The sequence below is a fragment of the Candidatus Omnitrophota bacterium genome, from assembly GCA_028715965.1.
GTDB lineage: Bacteria > Omnitrophota > Gorgyraeia > Tantalellales > Tantalellaceae > JAQUQS01.
In genome coordinates this window covers 150,745-176,415 of the sequence record JAQUQS010000001.1, presented here as the reverse complement: position 1 = coordinate 176,415, position 25,671 = coordinate 150,745, and the positions used below count along the sequence as shown (strand labels likewise).

14 protein-coding genes are annotated in these 25,671 nt (G+C 51.1%); 9 read left to right on the top strand and 5 right to left on the bottom strand.

All coding sequences use genetic code 11. The annotated features are described in order from the left end of the window. Positions 1-79: 79 nt before the first annotated feature. The 4 genes from PHH49_00870 to PHH49_00855 are packed head-to-tail and all read left to right on the top strand — an operon-like array spanning position 80 to position 2,968. Entirely contained in the window at positions 80-460 is a 381-nt protein-coding gene (locus tag PHH49_00870) for an STAS domain-containing protein (protein MDD5487504.1), read from the top strand. Between the two features lie 29 nt (positions 461-489). Further along, complete coding sequence (locus tag PHH49_00865; protein MDD5487503.1) at positions 490-1,917, top strand: hypothetical protein; 1,428 nt, start codon at positions 490-492, stop codon at positions 1,915-1,917. Between the two features lie 9 nt (positions 1,918-1,926). Then, a complete protein-coding gene (locus PHH49_00860; GenBank protein MDD5487502.1) occupies positions 1,927-2,283 on the top strand; it encodes an STAS domain-containing protein in 357 nt (118 codons plus the stop codon). Then, positions 2,270-2,968: an HD domain-containing protein gene (locus tag PHH49_00855; protein MDD5487501.1), complete on the top strand. Its 699-nt coding sequence runs from the start codon at positions 2,270-2,272 to the stop codon at positions 2,966-2,968. Before PHH49_00860 ends, PHH49_00855 begins: the two co-directional genes overlap by 14 nt. Before the next feature lie 20 nt (positions 2,969-2,988). Here PHH49_00855 and PHH49_00850 read toward each other — a convergent pair whose 3' ends face one another. After that, on the bottom strand, positions 2,989-4,350 hold the full coding sequence (locus tag PHH49_00850) for an NCS2 family permease (GenBank protein ID MDD5487500.1): 1,362 nt from the start codon (positions 4,348-4,350) through the stop codon (positions 2,989-2,991). A 64-nt stretch (positions 4,351-4,414) separates the two neighbouring features. Then, entirely contained in the window at positions 4,415-5,146 is a 732-nt protein-coding gene (locus PHH49_00845) for a S1C family serine protease (GenBank protein ID MDD5487499.1), read from the bottom strand. A 418-nt stretch (positions 5,147-5,564) separates the two neighbouring features. Here PHH49_00845 and PHH49_00840 point away from each other — a divergent pair, with 418 nt between their 5' ends. The 3 genes from PHH49_00840 (at position 5,565) to PHH49_00830 (ending at position 13,639) form a co-directional block, all read left to right on the top strand. Continuing rightward, on the top strand, positions 5,565-11,180 hold the full coding sequence (locus tag PHH49_00840) for a glycogen/starch synthase (GenBank protein MDD5487498.1): 5,616 nt from the start codon (positions 5,565-5,567) through the stop codon (positions 11,178-11,180). Between the two features lie 147 nt (positions 11,181-11,327). Then, positions 11,328-13,025 carry a carbon starvation protein A gene (locus PHH49_00835; GenBank protein ID MDD5487497.1) on the top strand — a complete coding sequence of 566 codons (1,698 nt, stop codon included), beginning with the start codon at positions 11,328-11,330 and terminating at the stop codon, positions 13,023-13,025. Then, positions 13,022-13,639 (top strand): hypothetical protein, encoded by a 618-nt coding sequence (locus tag PHH49_00830; GenBank protein MDD5487496.1) that lies wholly within the window; start codon positions 13,022-13,024, stop codon positions 13,637-13,639. Before PHH49_00835 ends, PHH49_00830 begins: the two co-directional genes overlap by 4 nt. A 26-nt stretch (positions 13,640-13,665) precedes the next feature. On the opposite strand, the gene PHH49_00825 is transcribed toward PHH49_00830, so the two are convergent. Both PHH49_00825 and gpmA read right to left on the bottom strand, forming a co-directional pair. Next, a complete protein-coding gene (locus tag PHH49_00825) occupies positions 13,666-14,718 on the bottom strand; it encodes a class I fructose-bisphosphate aldolase (GenBank protein ID MDD5487495.1) in 1,053 nt (350 codons plus the stop codon). 13 nt (positions 14,719-14,731) lie between these two features. Beyond that, positions 14,732-15,478 (bottom strand): 2,3-diphosphoglycerate-dependent phosphoglycerate mutase, encoded by a 747-nt coding sequence (gene gpmA / locus PHH49_00820; GenBank protein ID MDD5487494.1) that lies wholly within the window; start codon positions 15,476-15,478, stop codon positions 14,732-14,734. Between the two features lie 337 nt (positions 15,479-15,815). Between gpmA and PHH49_00815 the strand changes: the two genes are divergently transcribed. After that, positions 15,816-23,252: a hypothetical protein gene (locus PHH49_00815; GenBank protein ID MDD5487493.1), complete on the top strand. Its 7,437-nt coding sequence runs from the start codon at positions 15,816-15,818 to the stop codon at positions 23,250-23,252. Between the two features lie 139 nt (positions 23,253-23,391). Then, positions 23,392-24,336 carry an aldo/keto reductase gene (locus PHH49_00810; GenBank protein ID MDD5487492.1) on the top strand — a complete coding sequence of 315 codons (945 nt, stop codon included), beginning with the start codon at positions 23,392-23,394 and terminating at the stop codon, positions 24,334-24,336. Here PHH49_00810 and PHH49_00805 read toward each other — a convergent pair. Beyond that, positions 24,328-25,623, bottom strand: a complete 1,296-nt coding sequence (locus PHH49_00805) for a glycoside hydrolase family 1 protein (GenBank protein ID MDD5487491.1) — start codon at positions 25,621-25,623, stop codon at positions 24,328-24,330. The genes PHH49_00810 and PHH49_00805 overlap by 9 nt on opposite strands. Positions 25,624-25,671 lie beyond the last annotated feature (48 nt).

Below are 25,671 nucleotides of genomic sequence, written 5' to 3'. Positions count from 1 at the left end.
CTTTTATATTTATTTAATATAAAATAAAGTGTCGGTATACTGTGGATGAAAAGGCGCTACCCAATTTGAGGAGGCCATCATGTCATTTGAAATAGAGATAAAAGAGCAGCCTGGCAAGATCTATCTTATATTTCTGGAAGGCAGTCTGGATTCCGATACCTATACGATACTTGATGAAAGATTGGCCCCTATTCTGGGCCTTGCCGACCTTAGGGGATTAGTGATGAACCTGAAAGGCCTTTTCTACGTAAGTAGCGACGGATTAAGCGTTATTTTCAAGGCCCGTCGCATAACGGAAGGCAAAGGCGGTACGTTCATGATGACCGGCCTTCAACCACAGATAAAGAAAGTTTTCGATATTCTCAAGGCCCTGCCCGAAACATGTGTTTTTCAGGATATGGCCGAGGTAGACGCGTATCTTGACGCCATGCAGAAAGAAGAACTTGAAAAGGACAGATAACGGGTCCGGGCTGATTTATGGTACATTTTATGCATAGGATGTGGGTGCCTGTATTGTCGGGCCTGTTATTGTGTTCTTTTATAACGGGATGCGAGAGCGATCCATCCAGTACCGGGCTTTATGAATATGTCAGGAAGGGCCAGGCGTACATAGACGAAGGTAAGTATGATAAAGCGATATTTTACCTTCACAAGGCTTACGAGGGAGCTCCTGACAGCGGTGATATCAGGAAAAACCTGCTTTACGGATACATCAAATACTCAGACTATCTTGACCGTTCCGGTAACATAAAAAAAGCCATATATTATCTTGAAATGGCGTTCGAGATGGACAACACCAATAAAGGGGTATTGTCCAACCTGTCGTATCTCTATGTTAAAGAAGCGATGAAAGTGCTGGAAGCCGGCGATCGTGAAGGCGCGTATGAATATATGCAGAAAGCCTCGGAATTGGCCATGATGTCGGACCTGGCCCGCAAGAACGTAGCTAACTACCTGTATAACGAGGCCGTAGAGTATTACAACAGTAACGATATGGGTAACGCGCTTACGCTCCTGAACATCTCCTACGCGATGTTGCCGCGCGATGAGTGCCTGGATTTCCTGGGACAGGTCCACTACCGGGAGGATAGGCTGGACAAGGCCATTTTTTATTGGACCAAATATGTCCAGACACATCCGGAGAACCAGGAAGTAATGGACAAACTCGAGAAGGCCATAAAAGAAAGAGAGCTTAGCGGTCGGCTCGGCAAGATCGAGCTTCCGTTCTTCGAGGTGGAGTTCGAGGATGTCTATGATTTCAACAAAGATGAGCTCAAGGATATTTTGTCGGATATATATGAAAAAGTGGGCACGGACCTGGATTTTTACCCGCCACAGGATACTAAGATAATCTTTTATACCCCGAACAGCTTTATGGAAATATTCCAGAAGACCGGTATAGTCAGGGGTTTTTTCGACGGCAATATACGGATGCCCGTGGATCCCAGGGTGAGCAAGTCAGAGCTCGCGGGTATACTTGCCCACGAATATACTCATGCTATACTTTCGATGACGACGAACGGTAATTGTCCCATATGGATACATGAGGGCCTTGCGGTATATGAACAAGCCCGGTACGCCCCGATAAACATGGCTGAACTCGCCAGCGAGGTAAAAGGGCGCAAATATTTCAAGATCGGCGCTGTCGAAAAGGGTTTTGTTGATTATTCGGAACAGTTGTCGATAAAGGTGTACTATCAAGCGGCTTTTGCCGCTATCTCATTCATTATAGACAAATGGGGCTGGCCTGGTTTACGGAGCCTGCTCGGTCGTATAAAAGACAAAACACACTTCGCCAACGCTATAGACGAAGAGTTCTTCGTGTCGATGACCGGTTTTGAGAAAATGTGGAATGAGTATATGTCTTATAAATTTTCAGATAGCGACGCCGATCAACATACCGCGACCACCGTATAAGGGAATAAAATGAAAATAGCAACACATGATAGAAGCGGCGTGACGATATGCAGTATCAAGGGAGAGATAATGATAGACAGTATCATCCTTATACGTAATTTATTCAGGGGACTTATTAAGCGCGGGATCAACAGGGTGGTCATAGACCTGAGCGAGGTGGATTACATCGACAGTATGGGGCTCGCGGCAATTGCCGGTTTTTCCAAGAGCATCAGCTCCCTGGAGGGGGACCTGAGGATATCTGACGTTCCGCCCAAGATAGAATCCTTGTTCAGGATAACCAAACTTGACCGGATATTAAGCATATGCCCAACGCAGGAGGAAGCGCTGGCCCAGATGACAGGCGGGCACTATGAACAGCGATAGCATTTTTGGCGTGAATGGTCCGCCTGACGGGCCCGTAAGGGAAGAGAGTCTGAGGAAGGCATATGATACGGTAAAAGGATCGTATGAGGAAATGATCTTCCGTATGGCCCTCCTGGCGGAGCATAAGGACGAGGATACGGGGACACACCTTATACGGATCGTCGATTATTCCACGGAGATAGCCAGGGGTATGGGGCTTGACGCGGATAATGTTGAGATAATAAGGTATGCCAGCCCCATGCATGATATAGGCAAACTGTTGATACCTGATAATATCCTCAAGAAAAAAGACAGCCTTACTCCCGAGGAAAGAGAGATAATGCAAAAACACGCTGAGTTGGGAGCGGATATCTTTATGGGCAGCAGATCGCCGTTGTTGATGGCGGCTTGTGAGATCTGCCTTACACACCATGAAAGGTATGACGGTACCGGGTATCCCAACGGGCTGAAGGGTGACCAGATCCCTGTCTTTGGAAGGATCGTGGCCCTGGCGGATGTTTTTGACGCGTTAACCTCCATAAGGCCTTATAAACGGGCTATGGATATCCGGGACGCGATGGATGTTATCGCTACCCAAAGCGGCTCACATTTCGACCCCAAAGTGCTCTCCGCTTTCAAACAAAGGGCTGATAGCATAAGAAAGATATGGCAGGCGACCAAGGATATAGAGGGCCTCGTGCGTTGAACACGAACAACTTCGCGGGATCATCTCGCGAACATGAAGATATATCTTAGTATGAAAAGCCCGGCGAACAGGGATAAAAATGCCGGTATTTCCCGCATCTTTCCGGAGACGGTCTTCAGTATCACATATGAGATGAACCCGAAGGAAATGCCTTCGGTTATGCTGAACCCACAGAAGGGCATTACCGCTATGGTGAGAAAAGCGGGGATAGCTTCCGTAAGATCGTCCCAGTCTATTTTTTTGACGCAGCTCATCATCATGCATCCAACGATGATCAGTACCGGTGAGATCACCGGATAGAGGAGAAGGCCGTCCGCGGTCATGTGGCTGGTGCCGATCATGGCTATAAGCGGACGGAAGAAAAGGGCCAGAAGCATTAAAAGACCCGTTACCACGTTAGCGAGTCCCGTCCTGCCGCCCTGCGATACCCCGGAAGCGCTTTCCACATAACTTGTTACGGTAGAAGTGCCGAGCACGGCTCCCGTTACCGTAGCGGTCGCGTCCGCGAAAAGCGCCTGTTTGGCCCTCGGAAGCTCATTGTCCTTCATGAAGCCGGCTTTTTCGGACACGCCTATAAGCGTCCCGACCGTGTCGAAAAGGTCCAGGAAAAAGAACACGAAGATAAGTTCAAGGAACCCCATATCCAGCGCGCCGGAAAAGCTCAATCTCATGAAAGTGGGGCTGATGGAAGGTATCGAACTTGTTATTCCGGAATACCGGATTATCCCGCAAGTGGTCCCCGCCGCGGCCGTAATGACCATTCCGATAAGTATGGCCCCTCTCACTTTTCTTGCCATCAGCGAAGATATCACTACGAGCCCAAAAAGAGATAAGAGCACCGGTGCCGAGTTCAGCTTTCCCAGAGTAAGGTAGATGGACTTGTCCGGAACGGTCAGGCCCGACCATTCGAACCCGATCAAGGTTATAAGAAGGCCTATGCCGACAGCTATAGCGTTCCTTATGGAGACCGGAAGGGCCTTGATGATCCGCTCTCTTATGCCGAAGAAAGAGAAGAAGATAAAGACCATGCCTGATAAGAGTACCGCGCCTAACGCTACGCGCCACGGCGCGATATCGCTGCCCGGACCTAATATGCCGGCTATCATCGGACAGGCGACAAAGGCGAAATATACGTTATGGCCCATGGCAGGAGCCAGGGCTATAGGATAGTTGGCCAGAAGACCCATCAGGAAACAGCCTATGGCGCTTGAAACGCAGGTGGCTACCATTACGGCGTTGAAGTCCATTCCGCATTGTGACAGTATGGCAGGTTGGACAAAGATGATATATGCCATGGTCATAAAGGTAGTGGTGCCGGCCAGGACCTCGGTCCGTATGTCTGTCGCGTTCTCTTTGAGCTTAAAGAGTTTTTCCAGCCACATATGTAACGATGATATATCGTGGCGGCACAAAAGGCAAGTATGAAATGGCGTTATACGGCGAGGTCTATTTTTGTGACGCCAGAAGTTTTTCGAACTCTTTCATTATGATATTGGACGGTATGGCATAGCTCTTGCCGGAGATATCCGTCCTGCCAGCGAATAACAGGCCCAGGATATTGCCATTGCTATCGATCAATGGTCCGCCGCTGTCGCCCCTGTGCAGGGAAAGGTCTGTTTGTAGGATGCTTATGTGTTTACCGCTACCATTATCCGGTGCAGTCCTCGCGCCTATCCCGGTTATAAGTCCCTGTTGGATGGTGCCGCTGAACAGCGCGGAACTACCAACGGTATAGACCTTGTCCCCGAGCCTGGTCGCGTCCGAATCCGAAAGTGTCATTACCGGAAGAGGACCGGGTGTGTCTATTTTTATGAACGCTATGTCCTTGTCCTGAGAGACCCACAAGACCCTGGCGTTGTATACAGAGGAGGTCCTTACCGCGACGAGAACACGCGAGGCGTTATTGACGATGTGGGCGTTGGTTATTATGAGCCCGGCAGGACTGGCTATGATGCCGGCGCCTTTTCTCTCGAATCTCGCCAGTTTCACGCCTTGACCATCGGCGCTATCGCCGACTATGGCATTCTCTGCTTTTACGAACACAATGGCGTCTAGCGATCTTTGTATGGTGTCTATTATCGAGCTCATTCCCAGTGGATAAGAACTTTTCGTCATAACGCCGAAGATGAGCGCGGCCAGGAAAAGCCGGATAATTATCTGTGCGGAACGGTTCTGCATAAGTTGTATTTTACTACAGGACTGATGGATATTGCAATTTTGTATAGGCTTGTATATAATATGCCTCCTGATGTCCGGGATGGCGTTAAGTAAATTTTAAGATAATACTTAAAATGTATTGTGCTAACATAACGAGGTGTTGGGTCGACAGGGGAGAGAAACGGCATGCATATAGATTTAAAACATTTAAATTAAATGACTTATGTATGCGAAAAAATGGTGTTCCATACTGTGATCGTAATCTGTAATGTCTGGAATTAGCAGCAACTTAAAACAAACTTTTTCATTGACTAAAAATTAATAATATGTTAAGATGTTTCCAATCGACATATCACGCGCTATTCTAATATGTCGATCAGAAAGACCGATCTTTTGCTCATATCGTGTCATGGAAACTTAACCCGGAAGGGGAGATATCATGCCCAAAAAAGCAGGTCTTTTCCGAAGCGCGATAGTCTGTATCACGCTCCTAACTTTCCTACTCAACTCTACGATATACGGTTTCACGGACAATATAAACATAACTCCTCCGCTTATATGTGGTAAGCTTGCTCCGACCGAAGGGTCAGCTGATTTCCGCAACAATATCTACTCGGAAGGGAAGATACTTGGCATATTCTTTTCCATAGCCGAGCATTATCTTGATCCCCAGGCCAGAGAAAAAAGCGTACAGAAAGCTTTGCTTGGATATCTGAAGACCGCTCCGGATTTCCTGCGGGAAAAGGATATAGTCATAGACTCTGTCGTGGAGGAAAGCGGCAGGGTGGAGATATATTTTTCTCTGTCAGGAGAAAAAGGCGTTGCCGTACTTTGTGACGGCAGGTTGGGGGAACACTATGCCCGTACGGATAGCCGCTGGCAGAGCGGTGATAAGTTCGCGGTATTCGTTGAAAAGGATACCCGTCCGGACGCCGCCGATCTGGACAATGATCTTAAGGGGATGTACGCGCCTTCCACCGATCCCATGATAGAGGCACTTATACAGGATGGTAAGGTGGCTGAGGTATATCTGGATGAAGATACGGGAGTGCTCAGGGCCACAAGGATCAAATGGGTAAAAGGTTATGTGCCCAGGATAACGTCCCAGGAGCTTTACCTCGGAGAAGAAATAGATATAACCCAGCTTTTTACCGAACGTGAGGCGGTCGCCATAAGAGAATGGATGGAAGAGCATAAGATACGCGGGGCGCCGGTACGTTTCAGGGCCGTTCTTGGTGACGTAGCTATAGGATGGAACGACGACAAGGAACACACGAATATCTCCCACGCCGGGACAAGGGACGGGGTCATATATATAGGAAGCATACTGCTTAAGGATATTTTTAAACCGGAGAACGAGGGGGTACGGACCGAGCTTTTGGATAATGATGAGCTTCTACACATATATGGGCTGGGCCATGATGCGGATGACGCATACAGGGCGAGGATGGACCTTGTATACCGTACCGCCAAAAGAACGGGGGCCATCAGGAGCGCGATGGCGAAGGATGATGTTTTTTCCCTCAGGGATGAGCTTCAAAGGATGATAAACGCCCCCGACATGGGCGAACTTCTGGATACGATATCCATAATGAACGATGTGATCTTAGGAGAACCGCATTATCCGGTGGAAAGGAGCTATTCCGTTAAAAAAGCGGTGAACCTGCTCGATAAGAACGACCAGGAAAAGCTGATGGGGATACTTATCGCCCCGGAAAACTCTGAATATCGTGACATGATAATAGCGGATGAGATATTGCTGATGCTGGTGCCGGCTGATATCGACAGGGATGCCCTTATGAAACAGCTTAACGGGCTTTTTAAGAAGTTCAAGGACTGGATAGACCGCAACTGGATAAGGAAATTCGCTAGGGAGCTGGAGGGGAGGACATTGTGGCAGATATCGCCGGAGATATGGCACGAAGCCGGCGGATTGGCCAGGGTCATGCAGTATCACGGCGCTGGTATGCAGGAACTCATGCGCGGGTCCGGCGCGAGGCTTAAACATATCGAACCGCATTACCAGTACCGTATAAGCCCTGATCAGGATCCGCGTAGACTGGATTATACGAACCCGGAGCAGCTGACCCATCCGATCCTGGGTAAGATAGAAGAGGTGGACAGATTCAAGGTGACCGTGGGTGGCAAGGAAGTAGATGTGCTTGTAAGTAAGGGGATGAACGATCTTGGCATAGAAGTGTATCTTGTGAGGGACATACAGCCCAACGGTGAGAGTTATTACACGCATTCATTGTACAACTACAAGAACGCGTACAGCCCCGATAAGACACCGTATCTTCCGACATGGGAAGAATTCTCCGTTTTTTATTCCCGTGCCGCCCTCGAGTTCGTCAAAAGGGAAGAGGCAAGGGAAATGAAGGATAAAGCCAACTGGAAAGCTCCTATACTTCATTTGAACGATTCCCAGACAGCGCTTGTTTCCGTATACAGGAAAATACAACTTGAGGAACAGCTGGCAAAGGCGGAAGAAAACCCGCGTTTCGAGGTGGACCGTGTGCTGAGGGAAATGACGGTCGCGTTCACCACGCATACGTACGGCAACAGGAAGTCATATTCCCGGAACGCCCAGGACAGGTATGGGGACAAGGTGCTGGATTTCATGGGCATACCCCAGGGGTATCGTGAGTTGTTCGAAATGAATTTCGGAATGGATTATGACATGGCTTCGGCCGGGCTGAGGTCCAGCGATTGGCAGGGCGCGGTCGCCCGCGCGCACAGGGACGATGTGGTCGTATATGACCAGTGGGTGAACAACCCGAAGAAAGAGAGCCTGAGAAGATATTACAGCGATATGGGCATAGAGTTCGACCTCAGGGCCGTTTCCAACGGAGACCATAGAGGGAACACCATGAAATATTTCATCAGGTACATGAAGGAGCTTTTTGGCGATAACGCGGATATAGAGCATCCTACGGCGGAACAGGTATACCAGACCAAAAAAACGGCCAAGGAGAGGCTCAGCGTGTCCAGGGAAAAGGATGTCTATACCACCGAGGGTCTGCCGGGCGGCGGGGATACTCCTTTGTTACAGGAGGGTGAGGCGATGCTACGGAACGACCAGATGGTCGTATCGTATTCCGGACGCCTGGTCAGGGAGAAAGCCGGCAGGGGTGGGAATCATACCAACGGTGGTAATTTCACTCTGGGGTCCGGAACGGATTCAAGAGGCGCGTTCGATAACGCGAACGTGAAAGAGCTGGTAATGAAAGGCGTACAGGTGGTCATCTACGGGAACGTGCAATCTAACAACGATGATAGCGATAAACTTAAGGAGGACCTGAAGAAACTTGTGCGTGAGATCTCCGAAATGAAAAAGAGAATGATCTCAGAGGACCCCGGGAAAGCAAGAACATTGGGAAGATTCGTATTTGTTCCCAGGTTCAGCCTTGACGAGCAGAGGCAGCTCCTGGCGGCGACGGACGTGCAGGTACAGGATTCATATCCGTCGACCGAGGCCGCGGGATTTACCGAGGCGGATGTGTCCGCCTGCGGCGGCATAGAGGTCGGGACATTGCGTACGGATAACAAGGTCGGCGAAGGACTTTTCCAGGCCCAGGGATTGCTTATGGACCTTAACCGGCCGGGAGTAGGCAACGTGTTAACACCCGGGGCGTCAGAATGGAACACGCGTACCATATGGAAGGATGAGAAGGAATATGTGATCCATGACGCGGACTCGAGTACGTATCTTAAGGCTTTACTTACTCTGCATGACAAGTATAATGATGATACTTTGAAGGAATACCAGGCGACTTCCGTGCGCCTCAGCCGTGGGCTTGAAGCCAGGCTTACCGCCGCGGCGTATCTTCGTGAATTCAGCAAGGCTATCAGCAACAAAAGAAAACGGGAAGCCAGGCAGGAAGCAAAAGAGAAGATGAAAAAAATGGAACAAAGGAACAAAAGCCTTTTTGCCGAGGTATCCAAACCATTGCCGGAGATGAACGACGTGGAAAGAGTCGTCCACGAAGCCTCTGGCCTTGTGGTGAACGGCGATGTCCCGGGCGCGGTAAAGACCATATTTTCAAGCCAGGGTTTCCAGGTGACCGAGAACAGGTTGCCTATAGTGGCGGGAATACTTAACAACCTCCTTGAAGCGTACTCACGAGACAATAATACTGTCGGCAATTCCAGGTATTTCGCCCAGATGATAATAGAAAAAACGCGGAAATTTTCCCCTAACGGCGAGGATAGCGCGCGTACAAGCCGTGAGATGCAGATAATGACCGGCCAATTCCTTACCGTGCTTTCGTGGATGAGGAGGGGAGTGCTTAACTCTGAGAAGGTCAGGTTGACGGTAAAGGCCGGAGATATGGCCGTAGCCAGCGATAAGAAGCGTGGCCCGAGCTTTCTCGAGGACGCGAACCTTCCCGGTGGGGACGTCAGGCCGTATAACAGGGTGGAAGGAGCTCCTCTTTTCTATTGGAGAGGCGTGGAGACCATAAGCTCGAAATTAAAGGGTAATATACTCGAAGAACTCAAGATATCCGGACAGGTTTTCGAACACGGACAGGACAAGGATGTCATGTATCTTATGGACCATGGCTTCGTGTCGGTCCCACAGGGGATACTGGAGGCTACGAATGCCGGAGAGATAAGTACATTGCACGAGACGTTCTTCGTGAATGATACTCTTCCGGGTAGCGTACAGTCAACGTCCACGGGCGCGGGGCATTTCCAGGGGAACAAGCTGGACATAAAATACGTTACGGAGGGCCATGGGGTGCAGGTCAATGTCAGATACGCCTCCGACGGACGCGTAGAGGATGTCGTCCTGCAGGAAATAAAACAGGGAGATTGGACATTGGCCCTTCCGGGGTATGTGGACTATGTGATAAACCTTGGTGGCTTGAGGTTCAACGATATTTCCGTAGTGTTATCGGATGAGGACGCGATCAAGTTCAACGATAAATACGACGGAACGTCGCTCGATGCCATGGAAAAGGTCGTAAAAGAGCATGCTAAAACAGCTCCTTTCACGGGTCTTATCCCTGACTCGGTAGTGGCCAGTGGCCCCAGACTGCTCAGGACATATGGCGGGGAAATGAATGTAAGGTGGGTGGAGCGGGATCCGGATATTTTCGGTGGATATACGCTTTTAAGTTTTTATAAAGGTCTTATCAGCTTGGATACTTTATACAGCAAGATAGAACGGTTATCCTCGGACCATACAGAGGGGGAGACCTCTGTGGCCTCAATGGGGTTGGAGATATCCGGGGATGAGTTGACTTTCCTCAGCGGACTTATATCCGATGCGGGAGACCAGGCCTATACCGCTTCCCCGGACAAAGGCATGGAAACGTTCGTAGAGGATAACGTAGGGTTCCTGAGCCATATCTTCAGGCCCGGGGAGAACGGTTATAAACTTATAAGGGTGCCGAAACAGCAGCTGGATACCAGCATGAACAAGAAAGAGGTAATAGAGTTCCTCAATAATATACAGGCTCTTTCAGGAGGACGCGCTTTCGTGGAGCTTTACAATACCGATAATATAACTGAGGTTTCCAGAGAAGAGTACGGTGACCTGGAATATAAGGAGCTTCCTGATGAGCTCACGAACGTGAACGGCAACAGGACGCGCGCCAACACGGTCACGATCTTCCCCGTGTTCAAGGGCGAAACATTGTCGACCAGTGGGCACAGGGACAGGAACTGGCACATAGGGAACATGTCGCCGGAGGATACCATACTTTCACCCATAGGCGCTAATTACGACGAGACCGGTGTGATCAGGAGCGTTATGCTCGGGCTCCGGCTTTCCGAGATCGCCTCTAATGATAATTATAAAAGTGAGGACAGCGAATTCCTGTCATATACCCTGGCTCAGTATGTTGACCTGTGTATATCCCAGGGACAGGATGTCTCTAAGATAAGCCTGACCAAGAAAGACCTTATCGAGATGGCTACATCCGCGGAGATACGGGTCATCGTGATGTCGCTTAACAGGCTCATACAGTCGCTACCCATAGTTCCGTTCGATGTCCAGGAGCTGAAGGCGATATACGACCGTACCAACGAGATACTGATACGCGCGTAATTATATACAAGGGTCCCCTCCCTACGGGAAGGCCGCCGGCCATGCGATCTATGGTCGGCGGTTTTTTTTAGGGTTTTATACTCGGGACCTTTATTATATAATATATACGCGTGCGCATGGGCACGGTCAAAAAGTAAGGTTATTTTTATGGGTTCTCTACTTATTCTATTTGTTTCACTTATTTTATTCGTCCTGGCATATATCTTCTATGGCCGTTTCGTCGCGGACCGTGTATTCAGGGCCGATGACAGAAGGGTCCCCCCCAGCGTGGAGTTACGGGACGATATAGATTATGTGCCTACCAATAAAGAGGTGCTTTTCGGCCACCACTTCGCTTCCATAGCGGGTACCGGGCCCATAGTCGGGCCAGCCATAGCCGTGATATGGGGGTGGCTTCCCGCGCTTGTCTGGATAATCATCGGGTCCATATTCGCGGGTGCCGTCCATGATTACGCTGCGCTCATGATGTCCACGAGGAACAAGGGCGTGTCTATAGGTGAACTTTCCCGGTGTATGCTCGGCAAAAGAGGGCGTATCCTTTTTCTGCTCTTGATCTTTTTCTCATTGTGGATCGTGGTGGCGATATTCGGTATGGTCATGGCCGTTATCTTCGAAATGTACCCTCAGTCGGTATTCCCGGTGTGGATACAGATACCAATAGCCGTATGTGTGGGATGGCTTGCGTACAGGCGGGGGAGCAACCTGACCGTACTATCGGTCATAGCCGTAGCTCTCATGTATCTTTCTATCGCAATAGGCGTGAACATGCCTATTCACATGCCTTCGATACTGGGTATCCCGCCCCTCGGGATATGGGTCATATTGCTTCTTGTGTATGCTTATGTCGCGTCGGTACTCCCGGTCTGGACCCTTCTTCAACCCAGGGATTATATAAATTCGCACCAGCTGGTGATAGGCATCGCGCTTCTGGCCCTCGGGATATTGTTAGCCCGTCCGGAAATAGTAGCGCCGGTGATCAATGTAGCCCCCAAGGGCGCTCCGCCGATGTTGCCCTTTATCTTTATTACGATAGCGTGTGGCGCGATCTCGGGATTCCATGCACTGGTGGGTTCGGGGACCAGCTCAAAACAGGTAAGGAGCGAGAGGGATGTTAAGTTCGTGGGGTTCGGCGGTATGCTTACCGAAGGGTTTCTGGGAGTCCTGGTGCTTATAGCCGTTGCCGCGGGAATTGGCATGAGCGTGCGTGCGACCGATGGTAGCGTGCTTAATGGGGTACAGGCATGGCAATATCATTATTCCAGTTGGTCCGCTATGCAGGGGCTTTCGGCGAAAGTCACGGCTTTTGTGAACGGGGCGGCCAACATGATGACCTCACTAAAGATACCGGTAAGATACGGACAGGCGATCATAGGGGTGCTTGTGGCGTCGTTCACCGGGACTACGCTGGATACCGCGACGCGTATACAACGTTATATCGTTAGCGAAATAGCCGTTGAAAGCAAGATAAAGATACTACAGAAAAGACATCCTGCCACATTGTTCGTTGTGCTCCTGGCGGGGTTGCTGGCCTTTTCTCAGGGCGCGGGTAGTGGCGCCCTTGTGTTATGGCCGCTTTTCGGTACCAGCAATCAACTCCTGGCGGGACTTGTGCTCCTGGTGGCTTCGGTGTATCTGGTCAGGGAAAGGTCGAAAGCGTGGATAACGATCGTGCCCATGTTCTTCATGATGCTGTTCTCCGTATGGGCCATAATCATCAATATAGCGGAGTTTACCCGGTCGGGTAAAATATTGCTGGCGGCGATAAGTTTGACGATGTTGTTCTTTTCCATATGGATGTTCGTTGAAGCCGTGAAAGTGGCGGGAACAAAAAAGGAGATGACATGAAGCGCGCGGTGATCCTGTTAATTCTTATTTTATGCTTATCGGTCGTGTCGTACGCGGAACAGCCGGAAATACGTTTTGATTTCGAGAAGGGAACGGATGAGTGGGGGATACCGGACTGGGCAATGGGGCAGGAAGATATGGTCGGGAAGAGTTCAGGGGTATCCTCCGCGGAAGCTTCGACCGGGGAACATTCTTTGGAACTTGTCAGTGATTTTCCGGGCAATACCTGGGCCGCGTCTTTGGTGGAGCTTGATCGAGAGATAGACCTCGTGGGGTATAAAACGATATCCTTTGATGTGTTCCTGCCCTCGGACGTAAAGAATGATCTCATGCAGGCCCGTATAGTCGTCACGGCCGGTCCCTGGTTCTATATCGAGATGCGTGAGCCGGTACGCCTAAAAAAGGGGAAATGGACCACCGTGAGCGCGCGGCTTGATCCGGGCGCGAGGAAAGAGCTCGCGGAATGGAAGTGCAATACTAACGAGGAATGCCTTGGGGAACATCTGAACTCGGTCAAAAAGATAACCCTGAGGATCGAGTATGACGCCAATAATTCCCAAGCGGGCTCACCGTATGACGGCCCGGTCTATATAGACAATATCGTTATAAAGTAATATTTTTTCCGGGACCGGCGCCTGTGTCAGGCGACCGTTACCTCATCGGACATGAATACGTCCTGTATGGCGTTAAGTATCTTTACGCCTTCCGCCATAGGCCGCTGGAAAGCCTTACGCCCGGAGATCAGGCCCATGCCGCCGGCCCTCTTGTTGATGACGGCTGTCTTGACGGCTTGCTCCATATCGTTCTTGCCCGACGCGCCTCCGGAATTTATCAGGCCTATGCGTCCCATATAACAGTTGGCTACCTGGTACCTGGTCAGGTCTATCGGATGCTCCGAGGAAAGTTTCTCGTATACTATCGTACTGGTCTTGCCGAACCCTATCGCTGTATATCCACCGTTGTTCACGGGTTGTTTCTGTTTTATTATATCGGCTTCGATGGTCACGCCTATGTGGTTCGCCTGTCCAGTAAGGTCCGCTGAAGCATGGTAATCCACTCCGTCCTTTTTGAACGCCGGATTACGAAGGTAGCACCATAGTACAGTGAACATGCCGAGTTCATGCGCGCGCATGAACTCGATCGACACTTCCTCTATCTGGCGGCGTGATTCCGGCGATCCGAAATATATGGTGGCGCCGACGCCCGCGGCACCCATATTGTAAGCCTGCTGGGCATGCCCGAAAAGTCTCTGGTCATAAGAATTAGGATAGGTCAGGAGTTCGTTATGGTTCAGTTTAACTATGAACGGTATACGGGAGGCGTATTTTTCGGAGACCATGCCCAGGGCCCCCAGGGTAGACGCGACGGCATTACACCCGCCATCGATCGCGAGTTTGACTATGTTCTCAGGATCGAAATATACAGGGTTAGGAGCGAAAGAAGCTCCGGCCGAATGTTCTATGCCCTGGTCGACGGGTAATATGGAAACATATCCGGTGCCCTTAAGCCGCCCGTGTCCGAAGACCCTTTTCAGGCTGGTCCTCACCTTCCTGGACCTGTCGGAAGCGGAAAATATCCTGTCGACGAAATCAGGTCCGGGAAGGTGTAACATGTCGCGAGGTATTGTCACCGAGTTATGGTCCAGAAGATATGAAGCTTCATTGCCCAAAAGCCCTCTTATATCGATGCTCATAGAGCCTCCTTCTTTATTTTAGCTTGTCCTGTGAAGCGACCTTTTCCGTGGCTTTTTTTACGAATTCCTCGTCACCGAGATAATAGTGTTTAACGGGTTTTGCCGTATCGTCGAACTCGTACACCAGGGGTATGCCCGTAGGGATGTTCACTCCGGCGATGGTGTCATCCGGGATATTGTCCAGGTGTTTGATGAGTGCCCTCAGGCTATTCCCGTGCGCCACGATGAGGATATGTTTGCCTTCCTGGATCTTTTTAAGTATTACGTTCTCCCAGCAGGGCATAACGCGGGCTATAGTATCTTTCAGGGATTCTCCCCTGGGAAGCAGGGCGGTATCGAGGTCCTGATATTTAGTGTCATTGCCCGGGAACCTTTCGTCAGAGATCTCCAGGAGTGGAGGAGGCACGTCGAAACTTCGTCGCCATGCATGGACCTGGTCCTCGCCGAACTTGGCCGCGGTCTCTTTCTTGTTCAAGCCCTGGAGCGCGCCATAATGTCTTTCATTGAGACGCCATGAACGATATACCGGGATCCACATGAGTTCCATGTCCTCAAGGACTATCCACAAAGTGCGTATGGCCCTTTTCAGCAGGGAAGTGAAAGCGGCATCAAAAAAGAACCCGTTCTCTTTTAACAGCCGTGCCGCTTCATGCGCTTCATGCATTCCGTTCTCAGAGATGTCCACGTCTGTCCATCCTGTGAACAGGCCTTCCTTGTTCCATACGCTTTCACCGTGACGTAACAATACCACCTTGTTCATTTGAACCTCATTTCTGGACCTAAGCTGGCTATATCGGTCATAAAAATTGTAACTCTAAACACATGTGTTTTCAATATTTAATAAATAACATCTCTTTCTGATATAGATCCGATCGTATGGCGCGTGTCCGGGTGATCGCCGCGTTTGTTAGCGTTTAAAAAAGCAAGAAATAGCGACTTGGATATTTATATGTGGACAGGTAAACTTGTATTGGCTGTAAACTTATAGAAAGATAGTTATTATACATAATAATATAGCCATGCAGGAAGGTCAAAAGGGTAAAGCAAAACCTTTGCCCAATGTAAGTCGTGTAAACAAAAGACTTATGAGGTTCATTATGTTCAGACCATGGTTTGGGCAATACGGGTTGGCGCGAAAAGTGACTGGAACAGTCGTTCTTGTCGCTTTTTTTGTTACCAATGTATTGACCGATGCATGGTCCGCTATCGAGCAGCCCGCGCAGATCCCCTACGCGATCACTACGGATGACGCGCATAACATATCGTATTCCCTTCTGGACGCTTCGACCATAACCATACCCGAACATCTTGGAGAGGTACAATTCGGCTACAAAGGAAGTTCTGATAAGTTCGTTGTCCATATACAGGACGCGCATTGTAACGTTTATGCCCAGCATAAGATAGCCGATATCATCGATTACATCAGTAAGGAATACGGCGTGCGGCTCGTGAACCTGGAAGGGGGCGTGGGTGAGTACGATCTTACGCCCTTTACGTCCATAACCGGTACGGAAATACGCAGGGAAGTGGCGGATTATTTTGTCAAACAAGGCGATATAAGCGGCGCGGAATTTTATGCGGCGAATAACCCGGACAAGGTACGGTTGTGGGGGGTTGAGAACAAAGAATTGTATCTGGCCAACCTGGAGGTGTACCGGGATTCTTTGTCGTACAAGGCGGATGTGGACCGATATATAAGCGAGCTTTCCCGTGCTGTTAACAACCTGAAAGTATATCTTTTCTCGAAAGAACTTATCAGTCTCGATATTTCCTACGCGGCTTATAAATCCGGCAACATGGACTTTGGCAAATATCTGCGTTACCTGGTGGATAAGGGCAGGGTAACAGGAGTTGGACTTAACGGGTTCCGTAACCTTTCTCTTCTTTCGTCCGCTTTGGAGAAAGAGGACGATATAGATTTCGAGAGGGCCAATGTCGAACGCACCGCTCTTGTCGAAGAGCTGAAAGAGCGGCTTTCAAGGAACGAGTCTAGAGAGCTTGTGTCAAAGAGTGTGGCTTTCAAGACAAAAAGACTTTCGCTCAGGGCGTTCTATGGATATCTGTTCGATAAGGTGAGGGAGGTAGGCCTCGACCCGGGCAGGTTCCCGGAACTTTCCAAATATATCGGATATGTGACGGTTTATGAATCCGTCGACAGGACGCGGGTGATGGAGGAGCTCGACAAATATGAGGATGCCGTCAGGGAGCCATTGTATACCAGCGCCGAACAAAGGACATTGAACAGGCTTTCACGTAATCTGTCCATAATGCGGAACATGTTCGATATAAAGCTGATAAAGACGGACTATTATTATTATCGGGGTAACAGGGAGACCTTTTCGGTAAAAGCCTATACGGATTTTCTTCTGCCCGCGTCGAAGGAGCACGGTATAACACTTGAGATATCGGATGACTGTGCCAACCTGAACAAGTATCTGGGAGATATTTCCGCGTTCTACGCGTATTCGTTCAAGCGTGACGAGGCGTTCCTTGACAACATACGGTTCGAAGAAGTGCGCGGCCCCGCGGAGGCGGCTATGCTCATGACAGGAGGGTTCCATACGGAGAATATCTGTGAGCTTTTCCGGAAAAAGGGTATATCGTACGTATCCATACTCCCCAAGTTCACCGTGAAAGATGATTTCAAGGACCCGTATTATGAGATATTAGCCGGCCAGACCACGGATCTCCAGAGAATGCTGAGCTCGGTGATAGCCAAGGCATCCATGATGGCCGTAGCGTCCAAGCTCAACCCGATACTTGCCGAAGCCGTGTGCGGACAGGAAGAGATAGATGCGTTCCGCGCCGCCGTGCGTGTGCTGGCCGAACTTGGCAGGGAGAACGGAAATATCAAGAACGTGATAAACGCGATAGGGGAAGACGCCCGGAACCTGAGTGTGGTTTACGACAGCACGTCGGGAACGTTGAATTGTGCCTTGATGAGGAATGGTAAGGAGATCGGAAGACCCGTGAGCATACCGGTGAGCGAACTGGTAGCGGAAGCGCGAAAAGAAAGGCGTGAAGCCCTCCCCGGTCCGCCGTTGGGACCGCAGGCTGAGCTTGTCGATGCGTCCGCGAGCCCGGGCGTGAGCGGCGATGCTGGAACGGAAGCCGGTACTACCGGGGGGACCGGGCAGGAGAACATGCCCGCGCGTGTCTCCGACGCTCACAAAAAGGCCGTTATGGCGTTCATTGTGGTGAGCGTGATACTAATAAGCGGGTTCACTCCGGTGCACGCGATGGTGGTCGTCGGAACACTTTTGGGATATCACGTACTTAGACATTTTACGCTTAAACTGTTGTCATCAAGGGCTGTATCCGCGATCAGGGGAGTGGATTACAGAGGAAAGCTGGACCGTCTTTTTGCCCTTTCCCGGACGAAACCCGGTCTGTGCGTCTCTCTTACCATTGGGATGGGCCTTATCAGCCTTTTGCTGTATGCCCTGTCACCTGCTGGCAAGGCACCTGTGCCCGGTGAAGGGGACGGGACGGCCGGGCTCCAACGACAATCCACGAGCATGTCTTTCTCAGGAGTGTCCGGTGCCGATATCGGCTACACAGAAAGAATGAAGGCCGAGGCCGGGGCCATAGCGTCACATTACGAAAGTATCAAGGAAGCGCTCACCCCTGATCAGAGACGCATGATAGAGGGAGTGATAGTCGTTCTGAGAACGAAAGAGCTCAGGTTCTCGGCCGATAAGAATTACGCGCACGCGGACACGGAAAAAGGGTTCATTGCCCTGCCGGTATCAAATTTCGCTTCGGATGACATGTTGCGTTCCGGACTTATACATGAAGCGCTCCATTTCTATTACAGAGAGAGCGGTATGTCCCTTGACGAAGAAGTGAAGATAAGCGGTTTTGAGAACGATGCGGATTACTGGCTATGGCTTTCCCCTGGCGAGGAGGGCTGGGTCCTGCGGAATACCCCGGTCGTGGAAGGTATACTGAACTCGTACAAACGGGGTGATGACGGCCGGATCCTTAAGATGAGATATGAGATGTATGAAGAGCAGCCGTCCGGGTACGCGGAAAAGATCATGGTATATGACAGTAAGCCCGTGTCCGTGTCCGATATGCTGGACCTGGCAAGGGACGATACCATGGTGAAGGAGAAAAGGGATTTTGTCATAAGGGCACTGGCCCTTGCCGCGCTCGACAAGCTGAGGGGTGCAGGTATCGGAGAACCGGTATCTCCGGAGGACCGTGAGCTTGCGGCTAAGGGAGTGAAAGACCTCGCTGAGCATTATAGAGCTAGGACCGCGTACTATTTCGACCTGATCAGGAACGAGGACCCGTTTTTCGCGCCGGACGATATGGACGCGGTCAGGGAGGCTTTCGGCCAATACCGGGATGATACTTCCAGGCTTACCGCCAGGCAGGCGCTCATAATAAGATGGTGGAGCAACTATGAGCTGCAAAGGACATCAGCGCAGGCGGTCGAGATGCTGTTGCTTAATATGCCCGCTATGCCGGATGAGGGTGTCAGGACCGATTTCGGGATACCGGGTCTCTTGAATAATATATTGATCTTGACGCTTTTCTTCATCCCGGCTATAGCGATACACGAAGTGGGGCATTTCATCGCGGGAAAGATCTTCGGGGCAAAGCCGAAATTCGTGATGAGCTGGGAAACCGCTCGCGGGAAGAGGATATTCCCCACGTTCGCGGTGAGGCACATGAACTTTGAACAAGGGGCCAAAGGAGCTGTCATTTATGCGTCGGGGCCGATAGCAGAGCTTATTTATGGCGCGGGGTTAATGATGATATCACCCCTTTTGGTCGCGTCCCCGGCAGGGGCATACATAACCTTCATGGCCGGGGTGATGACGGCATTACACGCTACGCTTGGCAATTGGTCGGACCTCGCGGGTCTTAAGGATTCCATGTTCCCCGGGACGGGAGAGCGCTCGGGGACAGGGACGACGGAGCCGGGGGTAATGGATTATCTTTTGACCCGGGGGAACCCATCCGGCGAGGCGAGAAAAGCGTTGGATATCCTTAGAAAAAGATCGGACGCGGCGAGCGGTATAAATAAGGTCGTGCTGGAAATAGGATGTGGCACGGCCACGTTCGCGGACCAGCTGGTAAGGGCGAACCCGGATATGGCCGTTATAGCCACGGATATATACGATACGGAGAACAAGGTGCCTCTATACGGGGGATGGGCAAGGGACTGGGAGAGGGGTCGGCTCAGGGCGCAAAGGCGGAACGATCCGCGTTTGGCCATACTCAGGGCGGATATGGATATCCTGAGGGCCATGCCCGACGGTTCCCTGGACAGCATACTTCTTATGAATCCCGCCGGACCCGACATAACGAACGATCTCGTGAACATGTTGCAGAATGAGGGTTTGCTTAACAAACTCAGGCCCGACGGAACAATAGTGATCAAGCCCGTGGCGGGATTTAACCAGACTCTTCTTATGGATAACCGGGTATTCGCGAAAAGTGACCTGGAACTATGGGGAGTAGGGGTCACGGACCAGTTGAATATCGTGGAGGATTCCGCTAAAGGGGAAAAAGGCAACCTTTGGGTGTGGAGCCGGAATAACCCCGAAGAGCCCCTTCCTTTCGCCGAAGATGCGGAAGTCCTGGAAGCGCTCGGGTCTGAATTCGAGGTCCCGGAAAGGCGCCTCATAGGGGACTTTGACGCGCTTAGGCGCAACGTGTCGGACAAGTTCGAGGAATATAAGGCAAAATTCCCGCAGCATGTCTCCAAACTGGAGGAGATCAGGAACGCGCTCCTGGACAATCTGAGATATATAACGTTCGAGGAGTTCCGGGACAAAGTAAGGAGCATGGCCGAAGCGATAAATCGGGAACTGGAAGGTTATGATAAGGGGGCCTGGGGCGTGATACTGGGGAAAACGTCCAACAAGTCGAAAATGTATGTATACCAGATGGCGAGGGAAACCTTAAGGGCCGATATCGGGGAACCGGTGGAAATATACTCGAACCATGACGAGAACGGCGCGCGTTCTGGATGGCTCGCGAGACTTGACGGGATCCCTGATGGAGGGAAAGTCGTGATCTTTGACGACTCGTCCTTCTCCGGATGGGACGCGGACGAGATGATCGCGATGATAGACGCGGCCCGCCCAGACATTGAGGTGATATTGGCGATCCCATATGTCGCCACGTTCGCGTTGAACATTTTTCTGGGGATGGATATGGATGAGGACGTGAAAATGAACCTATTGAGGGACAACGCGGGAAACCTCCTTACGGAGAACATGGTCACGATAAATGATATTCTGCCTGAACTTGATGAGCGAGAGAGGGAGGATCTCAGTTCGGACCCGTGGCTGGATGAAATATACGTCGGGTCACCATGGAGGATGCTCACGGTCTTCGATAACCGCGATCCCGACAGGCACAGTTTTCCGGAAGGCTTGAGGATGATGATGGGGTTTGAATACGCCGCCGCTCCGTATAAAGAAGGGGCGAACGCGGCATACACTGAGTGGGAACGGGCGAAATTCACCTCACTTACCGGTATTACTCCCGAACAGGCCGCCGCGGCCATGCGGTCGACAATATACAGGGAGGAACAAGAGGAGGATGCTGGTGAGGTTTTCGCGACCCTGGAAGAATATGTGGAATATGCCAGGGACAAATTCCGAGAGGAACTACAGGGCATTAAAGGCCAGTTCCGTGACGCGGCCCTCAGCGGAAAGGAATTCGACTTTGGTTCGGCATATTCGGACCTCATAGACGATACGATAATCAGGCTCGCGGAATTCATGGGTATAGCCGACAAAGTTACCCTTATAGGTATGGGAAGTTACGCGCGCCGAGCCGCGCCTTATGGGACGGACCTTGATCTGTTCATCCTTATCAAGGACCGGGACGACATCGTTACGCTTCGCAGGCAAGCCGCGGAGTTCGGGATGTTGGCCGGAGAGATAACCGGTGTCACTCTGGATTATCCCGCGTATCCGGAAGTGGGCGCGGACCACAATATAAAAGCGCTTACCATGGATGAATTCCAGAAGGATTATCTGGATTACTTCGAGGAAAGGGACATCGCGGGTATGAGGTCCATAATGGATTGGAGATATATTTCCGGGCCGGTATCAGTTGAAGATATCCGTAAAGGGTTCGAGGAGGCGATAAGGGACGCCGAGACGTTCAAACATTTGATGTCGAGATATGTGCTCCGGCAGGATTTCAAGGCGATCGTAGAGGGCAAGGATGAAATGGATATGGCTGACCCGATGAGGTCCATCACATACATTAACCCCGGCAATTACCATACCAAGAAAGGGCGTGGTGGGCTCAGGACGATAGACCTTATAACATGGATGGGGCGTACTGTAGCGGGTATGCCCACGTGGGACTGGGCTCGCCCGGACGCTTTCAGGGAGAATGCCATGACCCTGACACGAGGGGAACAGGTGCTTGGTGAGACGGAGGTCGAGGCTCTTTCACAGGCCAGGAAATTCCTTGTCGCCTTGAGGACGGCCGTGAACATAGTATGGGATGATAGCGGTCTTATGGACGCGGACAGACAGGATATGCTTAAAAAGGAGATATGGACCGATGTAGCCGTACTTATGGGTATGGGAGAGCTGGCTGATCCTGAAGAGATACTGACCGCGGAATTGAAGAGGCACATCGGCAATGTGGCGGCCATATTCAACTCGTTCATGGACGCGGATTACAGGGGTCTTCTCCTTGAAAGGGAATATCCGCCCCTTGAAGCGGATGAGCTTGATATGGATAGCCTTATACCCGCGCGGGGACCGGTGACGGCGCCCGTGGCAATAGGCGAAGATTCCGGGCTTGCTCTTGAAGAAGCGGAAGAAGATCATATTGTGGCGTCCCCGGAGAAGAAGATGACGGCAGCCGCTGTAATGATGGGTGACATGGTCCCCGACACGGCGGATTGGATAATAACGCCCGGACCTTCTGATGTAGGGGCAATGTCGGACAAGGTGTCTCTTGAGTCGGAACTCAAACAGCTATTACGAAAAAGCTCAGAATACCGGATGGATACTATCCTGCGCGGATATAACACGGGAGCGGCCGATGCCGAAGCCGAGTTCCGGGATGTCTTTTCCAGGGTAATAGGTGAAATGGGCGACGATCATTATAAGGACAAGACGCCGAAAGCCATAGTGTTCGTGTCCCGTGACATGAGGGAGATGGCGCTTAAAGTGCTCAGGGAACTTATGCCGGACCCGGAGAAAAGCTTTGCCGTGGTCAGCGAGGACAGCCTGCCGCCCGGCGGGATGATAGACCTCGTGAACCATGTGATGCTTGGCAAGGGATTATTGAACTATAAGAGGATAGCCGAAAGACAAGCGGCCGCGGCGGAGGCTCCATCAGAGGTAAGGCAGGAAGTGAGGTCTAACATCATCCGGTATCTTAAGATGATGATATCCATCCCGGACATCATCGACGAGAACGATCCGGATGTTATCGAGAAGATCCTTGATGGCAGCATATCGTTGCCGATCATGACCCCGGTAGTGAACACGTGGAAAGAGGACCAGCAGAAACTCCTGATGTTCCTCCGGTCCGCGTAATGCCATTCATGTTCCAGGCCTCCAAAGGCCGGACCCGCCTCGTATGCCTGGTATGTCAGATTAATATCTTTGCAATTGTCCCGGGTGAAGTATAATAGGAAAAGGACATGAATGGATATGGAACAGACAGGAGGGCAGTATGAAGTTCAGGGAACTCGGGAATACCGGGACCATGGTCTCTACCGTGTGTCTTGGTAGCTGGGTGTTCGGGGGCGATACTTCCTGGGGCGGCGCCGATGACAGGGAATCCGAGGAAGTAATAAAAGAGGCGCTGGACCTGGGCGTGAATTTCATAGATACGGCGCCGATATACGGTGACGGCCGGTCGGAAGAGGTCATAGGGAAGGCGATAGAAGGAAAGAGAGGGCATGTAGTCCTGGCCACCAAGTGCGGATTGGAGAAGACCGAAAAGGGTATAAGGCCTAATCTTACCGCCGCTTTCATAAGAGAGGAGATCGAGCGCTCGCTTCGACGTTTAAGGACAGATGTTATAGACCTGTACCAGTGTCACTGGCCTGATCCGGGTACTGCCCCGGAAGAGTCGTTCGCGGCACTGGAACGGTTGAAGTCCGAAGGGAAGATCAAACATATCGGTGTATCGAATTTCAGCGCGGAACTCATAGCTGCCGCCAGAGCTGTTACGGAGATAACATCCGACCAGATGCAATATTCCCTTTTTGACAGGGGGATCGAAAAAGAGGTCATACCGTTCTGCGCGGAAAGCGGGATATCCATACTTTCATACGGATCTCTCGGTGGAGGTATTTTGTCCGGCAAGTACAAGGAACCGCCGAAGTTCGCGAAAAGCGATGCCAGGTCTTTCCTGTACAAATTTTACCGTGAACCGTTCTGGAGCAAGGCAAGAGCGTTCGTTTCCCGGCTTGAAGGGATCGCTTCAGCGCGTGGAGTGCCGGTATCACAGGTCGCCATGAACTGGGTGCTTGCCTGCCCCGGTGTGTCCAGTTGTATAGTTGGCTGCAGGAAGGTGTCCCAACTCGCGGATAACGTTGGTAGCTCCGACTGGGGATTGTCGGATACGGAACTGGACGAGATAAGAACGTATGTTAATGAGGTGTCAGGATGACCGCGGGGCCAGGCCCGAGGATATGATCCGGGACAGGTGCTTGGCGGACATCCTTACGCGTCGTTCTTGTGTGGAAAAATCCACTTCTACCAGCCCGAAACGCTTGGAATATCCTTCCGACCACTCAAAGTTGTCAAGCAGGGACCAGTGAAGGTATCCTCGGAGGTCCAGTTTGTCTTTCAGGGCTTTTGACAACCAGAAGAGGTGGCTGTTTATATACGCTGTCCGGGTCTTGTCGTTCCCTGTCGCGATGCCGTTCTCGGTGATCAGCACAGGTTTTTTATATTTCCTGAACGTCATACAGACCTCATAGATCCCCTTAGGATATATCTCCCATCCCATGTCCGTTCTTTGCCCTTCACCCGGATGGGACGCGTGCGCGCATTGCCCTCCCAGCGGTTCTTCCTGGCAGGGTTTGCCGCTAGAGATGAACTGGCGGTAATAATAGTTCAGGCCGATAAAGTCCATCGCGTTACATAAAGGTAGCTTTTCTTTCGGCAATCCGGGGATCTCGACTACGCCTTTTAGCGCCGACCTGATAAAAGCGTGATTGTGGAAATCGGATCGCGTCGCCGCGGCCATCCTGTCCGGTATGGATATGGCAGAACACGGATGGAACGCCGCGACCGCCTTGGCCAGGCCGATATACGGATGTGATATGCCATCGTGATCACGCGCAGCCGCGTGCACCGCGTGCATGGCCGCGTAGGCTCCTGTGTGCGCCTTAAGCATGTTCAAAAGCGTATGTAACGCCGTTCCCTGGTCTTTTATCATCGGGGGCCATTTGCCGTAGAAATGCGGGATGAACGCGGCCATATGGGGCTCGTTTATCGTTATCCAGTATTTAACATGTCTTCCTAGCCGTGTTATACATCGTTCCGCGAAACGTACGAAGTATCTTGTTGAATCATCGTTGGTCCATCCGCCCTTTTTTGACAGCCAGAAGGGAAGCGTGAAATGTTGCAGGGTGACGAACGGTTCTATGCCGAGCTCTTTCAGCAGAGATAGCACCTGTTCGTAATGAAGCCATTCCTTTTCATCCCAAAACCCTTCTTCGGGTTCCAGGCGGGCCCATTCTATCCCCAGCCTGTGGGCATTGTGTCCCAGGGCCTTAGCGAGGGCGAAATCCTCCCGGAACCGGTTGTAGTGGTCACACGCGGCGGCGGAAGGTTCCGTATATCCGGCTTTTTCCCATTCCCACCAGTCGGTGTTCGTGTTATTGCCTTCGACCTGATAGGACGAAGTAGAGGCGCCCCAGAAGAAATTGTCGGGAAAGTCCTTTTTCATGTCTGTAATTATACACTTCAAGGGAATATGGCGCAAGGGAGAGCACGC

Excerpts from the sequence above, each read along its gene's own strand:
- PHH49_00845 (MDD5487499.1), bottom strand. The coding sequence starts at position 5,146 with ATGCAGAACCGTTCCGCACAGATAATTATCCGGCTTTTCCTGGCCGCG.
- PHH49_00840 (MDD5487498.1), top strand. The coding sequence starts at position 5,565 with ATGCCCAAAAAAGCAGGTCTTTTCCGAAGCGCGATAGTCTGTATCACG.
- PHH49_00805 (MDD5487491.1), bottom strand. The coding sequence starts at position 25,623 with ATGAAAAAGGACTTTCCCGACAATTTCTTCTGGGGCGCCTCTACTTCG.
- PHH49_00865 (MDD5487503.1), top strand. The coding sequence starts at position 490 with ATGCATAGGATGTGGGTGCCTGTATTGTCGGGCCTGTTATTGTGTTCT.
- PHH49_00815 (MDD5487493.1), top strand. The coding sequence starts at position 15,816 with ATGTTCAGACCATGGTTTGGGCAATACGGGTTGGCGCGAAAAGTGACT.
- PHH49_00870 (MDD5487504.1), top strand. The coding sequence starts at position 80 with ATGTCATTTGAAATAGAGATAAAAGAGCAGCCTGGCAAGATCTATCTT.
- PHH49_00825 (MDD5487495.1), bottom strand. The coding sequence starts at position 14,718 with ATGAGCATCGATATAAGAGGGCTTTTGGGCAATGAAGCTTCATATCTT.
- PHH49_00830 (MDD5487496.1), top strand. The coding sequence starts at position 13,022 with ATGAAGCGCGCGGTGATCCTGTTAATTCTTATTTTATGCTTATCGGTC.
- PHH49_00835 (MDD5487497.1), top strand. The coding sequence starts at position 11,328 with ATGGGTTCTCTACTTATTCTATTTGTTTCACTTATTTTATTCGTCCTG.
- PHH49_00855 (MDD5487501.1), top strand. The coding sequence starts at position 2,270 with ATGAACAGCGATAGCATTTTTGGCGTGAATGGTCCGCCTGACGGGCCC.
- PHH49_00810 (MDD5487492.1), top strand. The coding sequence starts at position 23,392 with ATGAAGTTCAGGGAACTCGGGAATACCGGGACCATGGTCTCTACCGTG.
- gpmA (MDD5487494.1), bottom strand. The coding sequence starts at position 15,478 with ATGAACAAGGTGGTATTGTTACGTCACGGTGAAAGCGTATGGAACAAG.
- PHH49_00850 (MDD5487500.1), bottom strand. The coding sequence starts at position 4,350 with ATGTGGCTGGAAAAACTCTTTAAGCTCAAAGAGAACGCGACAGACATA.
- PHH49_00860 (MDD5487502.1), top strand. The coding sequence starts at position 1,927 with ATGAAAATAGCAACACATGATAGAAGCGGCGTGACGATATGCAGTATC.